General features: G+C 65.0%; 13 protein-coding genes and 1 pseudogene. 7 read left to right on the top strand and 7 right to left on the bottom strand.

Annotated elements, in window-relative coordinates; genetic code table 11:
- On the bottom strand, positions 1 to 458 hold a 458-nt coding region (locus tag VKN16_08035; GenBank protein HME94147.1), incomplete at its 3' end, for a hypothetical protein.
- 580 nt (positions 459 to 1,038) lie between these two features.
- Here VKN16_08035 and VKN16_08030 point away from each other — a divergent pair.
- Positions 1,039 to 1,160, top strand: a pseudogene (locus VKN16_08030) (UTP--glucose-1-phosphate uridylyltransferase).
- Between the two features lie 77 nt (positions 1,161 to 1,237).
- On the top strand, positions 1,238 to 1,459 hold the full coding sequence (locus tag VKN16_08025) for a hypothetical protein (GenBank protein HME94146.1): 222 nt from the start codon (positions 1,238 to 1,240) through the stop codon (positions 1,457 to 1,459).
- A 577-nt stretch (positions 1,460 to 2,036) separates the two neighbouring features.
- Here VKN16_08025 and VKN16_08020 read toward each other — a convergent pair.
- Entirely contained in the window at positions 2,037 to 2,690 is a 654-nt protein-coding gene (locus tag VKN16_08020; GenBank protein HME94145.1) for a Crp/Fnr family transcriptional regulator, read from the bottom strand.
- Between the two features lie 173 nt (positions 2,691 to 2,863).
- The gene (locus VKN16_08015) at positions 2,864 to 3,121 is read right to left on the bottom strand and encodes a GlsB/YeaQ/YmgE family stress response membrane protein (protein ID HME94144.1); all 258 of its coding nucleotides are present in this window, start codon (positions 3,119 to 3,121) and stop codon (positions 2,864 to 2,866) included.
- A 132-nt stretch (positions 3,122 to 3,253) separates the two neighbouring features.
- On the opposite strand from VKN16_08015, the gene VKN16_08010 reads away from it, so the two are divergent.
- Together VKN16_08010 and VKN16_08005 are read left to right on the top strand one after the other, a co-directional pair.
- Positions 3,254 to 5,119, top strand: a complete 1,866-nt coding sequence (locus VKN16_08010) for an ATP-binding protein (protein ID HME94143.1) — start codon at positions 3,254 to 3,256, stop codon at positions 5,117 to 5,119.
- A 55-nt stretch (positions 5,120 to 5,174) separates the two neighbouring features.
- Entirely contained in the window at positions 5,175 to 5,678 is a 504-nt protein-coding gene (locus VKN16_08005; GenBank protein ID HME94142.1) for a response regulator, read from the top strand.
- Here the strand turns inward: VKN16_08005 and VKN16_08000 are convergent.
- Entirely contained in the window at positions 5,606 to 6,028 is a 423-nt protein-coding gene (locus VKN16_08000; GenBank protein HME94141.1) for a hypothetical protein, read from the bottom strand. The two genes, VKN16_08005 and VKN16_08000, sit on opposite strands and share 73 nt — an antisense overlap.
- Before the next feature lie 138 nt (positions 6,029 to 6,166).
- On the opposite strand from VKN16_08000, the gene groES reads away from it, so the two are divergent.
- Together groES and groL are read left to right on the top strand one after the other, a co-directional pair.
- Positions 6,167 to 6,481 carry a co-chaperone GroES gene (gene groES / locus VKN16_07995; protein ID HME94140.1) on the top strand — a complete coding sequence of 105 codons (315 nt, stop codon included), beginning with the start codon at positions 6,167 to 6,169 and terminating at the stop codon, positions 6,479 to 6,481.
- A gap of 51 nt (positions 6,482 to 6,532) precedes the next feature.
- Positions 6,533 to 8,155, top strand: coding sequence for a chaperonin GroEL (groL, locus tag VKN16_07990; GenBank protein HME94139.1), 1,623 nt, complete (start codon positions 6,533 to 6,535; stop codon positions 8,153 to 8,155).
- Between the two features lie 80 nt (positions 8,156 to 8,235).
- Here groL and VKN16_07985 read toward each other — a convergent pair whose 3' ends face one another.
- Both VKN16_07985 and VKN16_07980 read right to left on the bottom strand, forming a co-directional pair.
- Positions 8,236 to 8,658: a hypothetical protein gene (locus VKN16_07985; GenBank protein ID HME94138.1), complete on the bottom strand. Its 423-nt coding sequence runs from the start codon at positions 8,656 to 8,658 to the stop codon at positions 8,236 to 8,238.
- A 231-nt stretch (positions 8,659 to 8,889) separates the two neighbouring features.
- Positions 8,890 to 9,534: a response regulator transcription factor gene (locus VKN16_07980; GenBank protein HME94137.1), complete on the bottom strand. Its 645-nt coding sequence runs from the start codon at positions 9,532 to 9,534 to the stop codon at positions 8,890 to 8,892.
- An 876-nt stretch (positions 9,535 to 10,410) separates the two neighbouring features.
- Here VKN16_07980 and VKN16_07975 point away from each other — a divergent pair.
- Positions 10,411 to 10,641: a hypothetical protein gene (locus tag VKN16_07975; GenBank protein HME94136.1), complete on the top strand. Its 231-nt coding sequence runs from the start codon at positions 10,411 to 10,413 to the stop codon at positions 10,639 to 10,641.
- Between the two features lie 528 nt (positions 10,642 to 11,169).
- Here the strand turns inward: VKN16_07975 and VKN16_07970 are convergent.
- Positions 11,170 to 11,401 (bottom strand): group 1 truncated hemoglobin (locus VKN16_07970; protein ID HME94135.1); only part of this gene is annotated, 232 nt, incomplete at its 5' end.

The raw sequence follows: 11,401 nt of genomic DNA, 5'->3' as shown, positions 1-11,401 counted from the left end.
CGGATCCGCGTCTCGACCAGGCCCATGAGCTGCTCGAATCCCGGCAAGCGATCGTCGAAGGTGACCTCGCGTTGACGGTCGATCGACGCCAGGCGCAACACACGGATCGGGCCTCGTGTGCTCGTTCTTACGAAGTGCTCGACCTCCCCGACGCCATCCCACGTGAGACGGATGCGCGTTCCTCCATAGCCGGTGCCTTCGAGGTACTTGTCCGATACGAGGAGCCGGCGCGCTGCCCGCCAACTGGGTCGGGACACGAGCCACAAGATCGGCGCGATCAGCAAGGTCGCCGCCACCAGCAGACCATAGATGCCACGCCGGGCTCCCCACCCGAGGATCACCGCACATGTCACGACCACACACGCGCGCGCCACCAATTGGGCCCATCGCCTCGAAGGAGAAGACGTGAACGTCAATGGCGTCACGATCCGATCGCCGTTCCGGTTGCTATTGCTCAAGTCGGTGCTCTCCGGTCCCACTCTAGTCCGGCATGATCCGGCCGGCCTAGTGGACATTGGTCCACTAGGCACGCTGCCCGCCCGCTGCTAGTGTGTGACGCCTGGGTGGCAGAAGGAGGTTGCGAAATGCTGGAATGGTGTCCGCTGGTGCCACGCGATCTGAGAACCGATCGGCGGTCGACAGACTCCCGCGGTGTGCCCAGACGCCTCCCAGATTGCAAGCTCCATCGCCGCCACGAACGGCCGGGACATAGTGGGACCGTTCACCCCTGCTGGTGCGGCCAGAGCCGTGAGACCCATGACCGGAGACGTGACATCGCACGCGAACATGACCTCGGCCCCAAACCCATAGCCCGTGGAGACTGTCATGTTGCCCCAGCTACCGAAGGACGAACTGCGAAGAGTCTGTGACGGATGCGGCACAGCTGGCTTCCTGCCCTATTCCATCCGGATTGGGGGGCCAGCCACCGCGGTTGAGCGTGTCTATTGCTCCATAGCATGTGCTCGGCTTCATTTTCCTAGCTTCACCGGTCAGAATTCTGGACGATGAGGAGGCGGACGCCGCGCCTCAGCTAGCCCGATGACAGTGCGCAAGGCCGTCTTCCCCGCCGCGGGGCTCGGCACTCGGTTCCTGCCCGCCACCACAAGCGCGCGATCGAGGACCACTTCGACGCCGCCTTCGAGCTCGAGTACTACCTGCAGGACCCTAGGGTGGCCGGAGCCCGCTGTCCACCCGGTGAAGACATCGTCCTCCAAGCTGAAGGACAAGGAGTGCTGAAATGAAGACGAGCAAGAAGGCGTCATTCCGCGTCACCGCACCGAACCAGGAAGCGGCCGCCGCAGCCGCCGAGTCCAAGACCGCCAGTCGACGCAAGGCGGTCAGGTCGAATGCGGTGGAGAACGCCGCCAAGCGGCAATTTCAGAAGAGCCAGGCGACCGCGATCCAAGGCCATATGCGATCGAGCGGACAACGACGACAGGCTAAGCGGGACGCGAGGTAGGGTGTGAGCCCGGTCATGCGAGGACATGCGTCGTGAGATGGCCCGCGACGACTACGAGAACATCTCAATACAGTCCGTATCGCTTCGTACGCGCGCCATCGTCCAAGTCTCGTCGATAGATGCGCGCGCGCTCTTGGTCATTTTGGGTGATCTCGTACGAGACGGCGTCGTTCCTCCCGCCGTCGAGAGGCGTCGCCGTACGCCTAATGTTGGCGGCGAGGCGGACTAACCAGTAAGAGCCCCAGAGGATCAAGCCCCTGGGGCTCTTGCCGTCAAGGTCGGGGCTGGCTACTTTTTCAGAAGCTGGATTGCCGCCATGGCCTTCTCCGTGGCCATGGCGCTATTGCCGGCGTTGCACGCGGCGTCGGCTTCCTTCACGAGCGTTGCAGCTTTCGTGAGCTCTGCAGACCGAGGAGCCTGCACATCCTGACTGCGCGGAGCCTGCTTGGAGGTGATGGGCGCCCCACCAGACGAAGCCCGGTACCAGCCAGGGCGACACCCACGCGCACGGTCACCTCGGCCCATCCCCCGACGCAGACCACGAGAAAGTGCGGTGACTCTCATTGAATCGCCACCACTACCCGTGCAGGAGAACGTTGAGTAGGGAGCTGTGGATATGCAGGCCGCCGTTGTACTCGATGAAGCCGAGCTTCCTGAACTTGTTCATGAACCCGCTGATCCGAGGTCGGGTGGTACCGACCATCTCGGCCAGGACTTCTTGGCTGATCTTCGGAATCACCGGCTCGATCTTCCCTTCCTTGCCAAAGCGGGCCAGCAGCAAGAGCACCCGCGCCAACCGCTTCTCGCTCGAGTTGAACAGTTGATCGACCAGGTCTTCCTCGAAGCGCACATTGCGCGCCAGCAGATGCGCCATGAAGCGCTCGGAGAAGATCGACCGCTCATGCAGCAGCGCGATCATGGCTTGCTTGTCGATTCGCACGACCGACACCTCGGTCATCGCCGACGCGGTGGCCATGCGAACGGGCTGGCCGGCCAGACAGCCTTCGCCGAAGAAGTCGCCGCGTCCGAGCATGGCCACGATCGCGGATTTCCCCCGTTCCGAGACCACCGTGAGCTTGATCTGACCCTTCTCGAGGTAAAACACGGCATCCGCCGGATCTCCTTGTACGAAGACCACCTGCTTCTTGCGATACACCGAGACCGATCGTCCCGTGCTGGCCTTCGTCAGGAACGCCTTCGCGTCGAAGTGTGCCGTCGGCTTGCGTCCCATTGGCGCCCTCCATCGATGAGCTAGATGCCGCGAGTGCGGACTCGGGACGATTGCTCTCCTGCCAGCAGTTCAGATGTTGCCTCTCCCCGGCACGTCGAGCCACTGCTCCTTCGCATCGATTTCCTGGGAACAGAATACCTTGGGCATGTGGTACCTCCCGGTCATCTCGGACATTACGCGTGCGCACACCACCACCTCTGACCGGCGATCACGCTGGCCGCCCCGACAAACGTCCCGACGCACATCGTGGGCCACCCCACTTCCAGCGACGTGTCGAAGACGAGAAAGAGCAAGCCCCCGATGAGGCTCCCGGCGAGACCGAGGGCCAGGTCGGCGATCAGCCCGTAGCCACCCGTCCTCATGACTGGACGGGCCAGCCCACCGGCTATCAATCCCACGGGCACCCACATCATGAAGATCGGGAACTTCATGTCGCCTCCCCCCGTACCCCCTCACTCTAGCCGCTCTGGACGGGCCTGCCCATTGGACCTAGGTCCAGCACGCCATCGCCGCCCCCCAAGCAGGCGCTCGCGTTTGCGGGGCGTTCGGCGCTAAAGTGGGCCGTGGGCCTGCCGTGGCACCTTGGGGTCGACGTGCCCGTGGTCGTCCTCGGGACCGTCCTCATTCTCTGGCTCCTGCGCCACCGCGCGGTGAGCCGTCACGCACAGCGTCTTCTGAAGGACCGTCTTCGGTTCGAGACACAGCTGTCGGAGCTCTCCGCGAAGCTCATTCACATCGAGGCCAGTGGCCTGGACGCGGCCCTCGAAGCCGCGCTGCGCCAGATGGTGACCTTCCTCGAGGCCGATCGCGGGAATCTCGACGAGTACCGCGACGGTGCCCACGGAATTCGCGTGTCGTGGGCCGAGCCGGACGTCGCGCCGCTTCCGGCGATCCTGGCGGTCGACCACCTCCTCTGGACGGCCGACACGCTGCGGCGCGGCGCCGTCGTCCGATTCTCTCGGACCGACGAGCTTCCCCCGGAGGCGACGATGGATCGGATGGGGTACGAGCGTCTGGGAACGCGCTCCCACCTGTCGATCCCGTTGCAGGCCGGTGGCCCGGTCCTGGGGGTCCTCTCGTTCGACTCCGTTCGCCGTGAACGGACGTGGCCGGACGATCTCGTCGGCCGCCTCCACCTGCTGAGCGAGGCCTTCGCCAGTGCCCTGGAGCGGAAGCGGATGGAGCTGTCGCTCGCCGAGCGGCTGCGCTTTCAGCGATTCCTGTCGTCCCTCTCCGTCCGGCTCAGCCATGTCTCGGCCGCCAGTCTCAACGAGGACATCCAGGATGCCTTGAGATCGATCGTCGCCTTCCTGGACGTGGAACGTGCGGTGCTACTCGAGCTCCACGAATCCGGCGTCGCCGGCCGCTCGTGGACCATCGATGGTCCGGTGGACTCCGCCCGCTTTCCGTGGCTGAGCCTCCAGCTGCTGGGCGGTGACATCGTCCGGGTAGCCCGGATCGACGAGCTTCCCGTCGAGGCCGCCGAGGATCGGACCAGCGCTCTGACACTCGGCCTCGAGTCCTTTGTGGCGCTGCCCTTGCGGGCCGGCAAGACCCTGGTTGGAGGGCTGGTGCTCGGCACCTTCGTCTCCGGGGCCACGGAGCGGGCCGAGCTACTGGAGCGAGTCTCCCTCGTCGGAGAAGTCGTGGCCAACGCCCTGGAGCGGGCACACGCGGAACGCGAGGTGGGGCGGCTCCGGCAGGAGCTGGCGCACATCGGCCGGGTCTCGGCCCTGGGCGAGCTCAGCGCATCGCTGGCCCACGAGCTGAACCAGCCCTTGACCGCGATTCTGAACAACGCCCACGTGGCCCAGCAACTCCTCGAGGCCGACGTTCCGAATGTCGGAGAGCTGCGCGAGATCCTGGCCGATATCGTCGCCGACGACCAGCGCGCCGCCAAGGTGATTTCCCGGCTGAGGGCGCTGCTCAAGAAGGGGGAGCTCGATCACGCGCCGCTCGACCTCAACGACATCGTCCGTGAAGTGGCCGAGCTCGTGCGAAGCGACATGGGCGTCCGGCACGTGTCCCTGACCCTGGATCTGGCTGCGGATCTGCCTCGAGTGCGGGGGGACCGCGTGCAGCTGCAACAGGTGGTCCTGAACATCGTCCTCAACGGCCTGGAGGCCATGAGCGGGCCCCACGAGCGTGGCCACGCCCTCGTGGTCCGGACGGCGAGGGCGGGCACCGCAGCGGTTAAGGTCGCGATCGCGGACGAGGGAAAGGGCATCGACACGGGAGACGTCGACCGCCTCTTCCAGCCACTCTATACCACCAAGCCCGAAGGGCTGGGCATGGGCCTCGCCATCGCCCGCACCATCGTCGATGCGCACGGCGGCGAGCTTCGGGCGTTCAACAACCCCGACGGGGGCGCCACCTTCGAGTTCTCACTGCCGGTCGATACGCAGCCGGTGCCGCGACACGGGACCTAAGTCCAGTAGCACTCCCGGCTACACGCGGCTAACGTGGTGACGAGGGGGAGCTCACGTGAACGACCTTCTGAACAACCCGACCATTCTGAACAGCCCGACCATTGCAATTGTGGACGACGACGCCTCGATGCGTCGCTCGCTCCTTCGGGTCGTGCGGTCGGCCGGCTATCGGGCCGAGATGTTCGCGTCGGCCCGGGAGTTTCTCGAGTGGCTGCCTGGGAACCGTGCGGCCTGCCTCGTGCTCGACGTACACATGAACGAGATGAACGGGTTCGAGTTGCAGGAACGTCTGGCCGTCCCGATCATCTTCATCACGGCCCATGACGACGCCCCGACCGTCGCGCGCATCGAGAGGTCCGGTGCCGCCGGTCACCTGCAGAAGCCCTTCGATCCGTCCGCCGTGCTGAGCGCGATCCGCCAGGCCCTCCGGGTGAGCCACGATCGAATCGGCGGCCGGGAGAGCGGTGGGTTGACGGACGGAACGATTCAGGCGACCGATCCGCTCTCGCCTCCCTCGTCGTGCGAGGGGTCCGGCGGAGACGGCGGAGGAAAGCCATAGCTGTACCGTCCGAACCGGGGCAGCTCACGCGCGCTCGGGCCGGCTCCGCCGAACGCCACACCCTGCAGGAACGAGCTCACCGTCGGGTCGGCGTACGCACCGAATGCATCGACCAGCGTGCCCCGAGCACCACCCTCACCTTCGATCGCATAGACGATCGACATGTCGTCCGGATCTGAGACCCCCTCGAAGCGATGGTATTCCCGAATCACCACCTCGTCCGCGCTGAATGTTCGCCCGCTGTCGAATGACAGCAGGCCATCGCCGCTCACCCCGAAGTGCTCGATGAACCCGCACCTGGCCAGCTCGTCGATCGTCTTCGCGAGGGTGGCGTAGCCCGCCTGTCTCACGTCGCTAGCCCCGGAAGGTGAGCAGCGTCATTCACGCTCTTGATACTAGGCGGCCCGACCGTGCCCGGCTACTACCCTTTGGTCCACTACTTGTTCTCCGACAGACCGCGTAGCGTGAGGGTGGGAGGGACCGACATCATGCCTCAGACGAAACGGACGACACCGACCCTACAACCATTGCACGACCGCGTCCTCGTCAAGCGAATCGAGGAGGAACAGGCTCGACGCGGCGGCATCATCATCCCGGACAGCGCCAAGGAGAAGCCGCAGGAAGGGAAAGTCATCGCGGTCGGCAAGGGCAGAGTATCCGAGACCGGCAAGAAGAACCCGCTCGACGTCAAGACGGGGGACCGCGTGCTCTTCGGCAAGTACGCCGGCAGCGAGGTCAAGCTCGACGGTGAGGAGTATCTCATCATGAAGGAGGAAGACGTCCTCGGCATCCTCGCTTCCTGAACACGCACCTCCGCCGCGGTTTCCCGTTCGCACCCATGAGAGGAACATTCCATGTCGAAACAACTCCTGTTCAATGAAGAAGCCCGCGCCGCGCTCCTGCGCGGAGTCAACGTCATGGCCCACGCGGTCAAGGTCACGCTGGGCCCGAAGGGACGCAACGTCGTCATCGACAAGAAGTTCGGCAGCCCCACCATCACCAAGGACGGGGTGACGGTGGCCAAGGAGATCGAGCTCAAGAACCACTACGAGAACATGGGCGCCCAGATGATCAAGGAGGTCGCCTCCAAGACCTCCGACATCGCCGGCGACGGGACCACCACCGCGACCGTGCTGGCCCAGGCCATCTTCCGCGGCGGTCTCAAGAACGTGACCGCGGGCGCGAACCCCATGGGGCTCCAGCGGGGTATCGAGCAGGCGGTCGAGCACGTGGTCAAGAACCTCCAGAAGATGTCGAAGTCCACGAAGGACAAGAAAGAGATCGCCCAGGTCGCCACGATCGCGGCGAACAACGACCCCGCCATCGGCAGCCTCATCGCGGAGGCCATGGAGAAGGTCGGCAAGGACGGGGTCGTCACGGTCGAAGAGGCCAAGGGGATGGAGACCGCCCTCGAGGTCGTCGAGGGCATGCAGTTCGATCGCGGCTACCTGTCGCCCTACATGGTGACCGATGCGGAGCGCATGGAAGCCGTTCTCGAGGACTGCCTCATCCTCATCCACGAGAAGAAGCTCAGCGTGATGAAGGACATGCTCCCGCTCCTGGAGCAGGTCGCCCACTCGGGGAAGCCGCTGCTGATCGTCGCGGAGGACGTGGAAGGCGAGGCCCTCGCCACTCTCGTCGTAAACAAGCTACGCGGGACTCTCTCCTCGTGCGCGGTGAAGGCGCCGGGCTTCGGCGACCGCCGCAAGGCCATGCTCGAGGACATCGCCACCCTGACCGGCGGCAAGGCCATCACGGAAGACCTGGGGGTCAAGCTCGAGAACCTCACGCTGGAAGACCTGGGCAAGGCCAAGCGCGTGGTGGTGACCAAGGACAACACCACTCTCATCGACGGCGCCGGCAAATCCGGAGCCATCGAAGGACGCATCAAGCAGATCCGGACCCAGATCGAGGAGACCACTTCGGACTACGACCGGGAGAAGCTGCAGGAGCGGCTCGCCAAGCTGGCGGGCGGTGTGGCCCTGATCAAGGTGGGAGCGCCCACCGAGACGGCCATGAAGGAGAAGAAGGCCCGCGTGGAGGACGCGCTCAATGCGACCCGGGCCGCGGTCGAAGAGGGCATCGTGCCGGGCGGTGGGGTCGCTCTGCTCAGAGCCGCGACGGCTCTCGACAGCCTCACGCTCTCCGGCGATGAGGCGACCGGCGTCGACATCGTCAGGCGAGCTCTCGAGGAGCCACTCAGGCAGATCGTGCAGAATGCCGGCCTCGAGGGGTCCATCATCGTGGAGAAGGTCAGGAGCGCCAAGGACCTCGCGCAGGGGTTCGACGCCGAGTCGAATCAGTACGTGGACATGGTACGGGCTGGGATCATCGACCCGACCAAGGTCGAGCGGGTCGCTCTGCAGCATGCGGCGTCGATCGCCTCCCTGCTACTGACCACCGAGGCGCTCATCACGGACAGCCCGGAGGAGAAGAACGCCATGCCAGCGATGCCACACGGCGGGGGCGACTTCTAAGAGACGGCTGAGACACTTCAGAAGGGGCGGGCCGTCGGCCACACGGCGCGGGCGGCCCGCCTGACTGAGGGCGGCTCGGGCTACTTGCCCGCGCCGATCGAGACCACGAAGTTGACCGTCTCCTCCCGGAAGGGGGACGGGATGTAGGAAAGCTCCAGGCGGATCTCCTTGAGCTTGTTCGCCTTCAGCGCCTCGACGGGAAACTCCACCTCCAGGGCCTGGGACGACTCCTGCCCCGGGTCGAGCCGTTCCTCGCCGTGCGTGGTGAACGTCACGAGCGAATCGGTCCGGGCCGCCTCGAGCTTGATGGGCTGCCCCTGGGCATCGATGAACAGGAACTTGGTCTCAACCAGATGAACGGCCCGATTCGCGGAGGAATTCTCCAGCCGCAGCATGCCGGTCAGCTTCGCCGGTGAGACCACGCGATCGGAGCCCTTCTCGATTCGCTCGGTGACCTTCAGGTCGCTGACCTCGCCGGTGATGATCCCGCATTTCACGGTCATGGATGCCGGTGTCACCGCATAGGTCTTATCCTCGATCACGGATGCCCCCGCCAGCCCTGCCATCGTATGGTTTTCGCTTGGCCAACGACACTGCTGAGTAACCGCTCGCGCTTGGTATCACGGGCACCCCTTCCGGTATCCTTGCCACCACTCTGGATCCCGCGGCCTCGCTCGACTATTGGACCTTGGGCCACTACGCAGGAGGGACGACGACGACCGCTCGGCACAGGACTAACCTGGTGCAGGCCCTGACTTGGCCGCGAGCACGCCCGCTTCGGCGGCCAGCCGGACCAGCTCGGCCAGCGATCCGGCCCGCATCTTCTCCATTACGCGGGCTCGATGCATCTTGACCGTCTTTTCCACGACGCCCAGCTCCGCCGCGCTCTGCTTGTTCAACATTCCGGTCACGACCAGGGCGAAGACCATGGCCTCACGCGGAGTCAGCGTCTTGATGCGATCCCGGATCTCCTTGATCCGGGCCCGTTCCCGCCGATCCCGCAGCGCGATGGCCACCGCTCGTTCCACCGCATCGAGAAGCTCCTCCTTGCTCACCGGCTTCGTGAGCACGTCAACGGCCCCGCCCTTCATGGCCCGCACGCCCATCCGGACGTCGCCGTAGCCGGTGAGGAACACGATAGAGAGCCGCTCCCCCAAGCTTTCGAGAGCGTCCTGCAGGGCGGGCCCGGTCAACCCGGGCATCCGGACGTCCAGCAACAGGCAGGAAGGACGGTCGGGCCGTGGTTGGGCCAGAAACTCGCGACCCGAGGCGAAAGACTCGACCTCCCACCCCGCAGCCCTGAGCAACCGCGTGAGGCTCTTCCGGACGGACGGGTCGTCGTCCACCACGAACACCACCGGGGTCTCGGCGGCGACCATATCCAGCAGGATAGCGAACTTGGCACCAGCGTGCTGGCGTGTCTTTGATCAGCTGAAAATTGGTCGATGAACAGGCCGTCGAAAGTCCCGGGTTGGTCAGCGTCAGCCGCCGACCGGCGCAGCAGCCGCTGCGGGCGCGCCTACGCGAGCGGGCCAGCGTGCGGTTGCGGGCCGACACGAACCACTCTCCTCGCGCGTGCTCGACCATTGGAGAGGGACGTCATGCAACTGCGGCGCGCGACCGCCGCCATCCAGCGGGAGCAGAGGACGAAGGGCAATCGGTCAGTAATGGCCCGGCGATAGCGGCCATGGAGCACAAGCCGAGGCGCGGCGGGATGTCGTGTGAGGTTGCTTGGAACCCTGGCGCCTATTCCCGATGGGACGGGACCAAGGTCCAATATCGCCCGATCGCGCGCGGTCAGAAGATCAGTCGAGGGGGAATCCGCTCATATCACAACTCGCGGTCCTCATCTTCTCGGCGTGCGTCCTGCTGGTTGGCTGCACAGAGCCCATCTACAGCTACAGCAAGGCCGGCTCGGACGTGTCTGACTTCAGGCAGGACAGCTACGCCTGTGTGCAGGAGCCTCAGATCTCACGGGGCGCCAGTGAAACTCCCATGACTGTCGGCGCCAGCACCGACGGCAAGCGAGAAGCCCTTCTGTACCGCATGTGCATGAGAGCGCGCGGCTGGACAGCCGAAGCGCCTCAATAGCCGGCCGCTGCATCCTGCTCGCCACGTGGCACGCGCACCTTGAAGTGGCTCAAGCTGAAGCAGCCCGGCCACGGGACGATAGGACGGCGCACGCAGTAAGGGCAGTTTTCTTGCCGGCAAGCGCCCGGCGGCTGTTACCCTCCCGTCGGGAGGTCAGCCTCACCATGGCACTGGAGTATCGTGAGCGTGCGACGCTGGGAACCGGTTGGGCTCTTGAGGTGTGCTCGCTTGGCGTGCTGGTAGGCAACATCCAATTCGGCCCCCACAATCGCTTCCGGTATTACGAAGGCGAGCCGAGAACAAGACTCATACCGCTGCTGAGCGACTGGGATCTCGAAGCGCTACAACGCAAGGTCGAGGACCACCACCGTCGGCGGATCGCCGCACGGGTGTAAGCTCGACCCGCTGGCCGGGCTCGCGAGCAAGCCCGCTGCGACCGCATCGCAGGCGACCATCACGATCGGGATCGTGGTAGTCGCCTGCTTCGCAGCCAAGATGGCTGGATCGGACGCTAGGTAGATCGCATCCACGCGTAGCCCTACAAGCTCGGCCGTTAACCGCCGGGAAGAGTTCTGGCTTTCCTCGCGCATAGCGGACCTCCAGAACCAGGGCGCCTGGGTATCGCTTGCCAACGCGAGCGCGGTGAATCTCTCTAGAATCGCCCCGATGTCGCCGCCGAGCTTTCGCCGCCCACGCACCCCTACCCCGGTGCGGGCGTCTCGGGCGACTTTCAGGGCTTCCGTACCGAGCATCTCCGACACCATGACTGGCAAGACACCACGACTGACAGCGCTACCAGGTCGTTACCGACGTCAACTGGTGCGGGCACGACCAGCAGGTCATCCCCTGGCACGAGGCAGACGGGTCCTGTCGGCTCATCCCGGCGCTTGGCGAGGCTCGGTAAAAAGCCCGTGAGTGATCGGCTACCGGTCGACAATGTCCGCTTTGAGACTGGCAGCAGCGGCCAGGAATTCCTCCCGCTCTTTGCCCTGGACACCGAACTTATCGAGCGTTGCCAATGTGTGCTTCACAAAGATCTGCCAGTCACTTTCGCTGATGTTGAGGCCTTCGTGCGAGGTTTTCATATCGCGCCCGCGGTAGATAACCGGCCCCCCAAACGCCTCGCACAAGAAGTCGACGACCAACTGCCGGTCT

Source organism: Candidatus Methylomirabilota bacterium (assembly GCA_035315345.1).
Taxonomy (GTDB): Bacteria; Methylomirabilota; Methylomirabilia; order Rokubacteriales; family CSP1-6; genus CAMLFJ01.
Note: the sequence above shows the minus strand (reverse complement) of the source record. Positions and strands in the feature narration are given on the sequence as shown.

What these genes read in the sequence shown, in the direction of transcription:
- VKN16_08025 (HME94146.1), top strand. Translation starts at nt 1,238, where the DNA reads ATGAAGACGAGCAAGAAGGCGTCATTCCGCGTCACCGCACCGAACCAG.
- VKN16_08020 (HME94145.1), bottom strand. Translation starts at nt 2,690, where the DNA reads ATGGGACGCAAGCCGACGGCACACTTCGACGCGAAGGCGTTCCTGACG.
- VKN16_08015 (HME94144.1), bottom strand. Translation starts at nt 3,121, where the DNA reads ATGAAGTTCCCGATCTTCATGATGTGGGTGCCCGTGGGATTGATAGCC.
- groES (HME94140.1), top strand. Translation starts at nt 6,167, where the DNA reads ATGCCTCAGACGAAACGGACGACACCGACCCTACAACCATTGCACGAC.
- groL (HME94139.1), top strand. Translation starts at nt 6,533, where the DNA reads ATGTCGAAACAACTCCTGTTCAATGAAGAAGCCCGCGCCGCGCTCCTG.
- VKN16_07985 (HME94138.1), bottom strand. Translation starts at nt 8,658, where the DNA reads ATGACCGTGAAATGCGGGATCATCACCGGCGAGGTCAGCGACCTGAAG.
- VKN16_07980 (HME94137.1), bottom strand. Translation starts at nt 9,534, where the DNA reads ATGGTCGCCGCCGAGACCCCGGTGGTGTTCGTGGTGGACGACGACCCG.
- VKN16_07975 (HME94136.1), top strand. Translation starts at nt 10,411, where the DNA reads ATGGCACTGGAGTATCGTGAGCGTGCGACGCTGGGAACCGGTTGGGCT.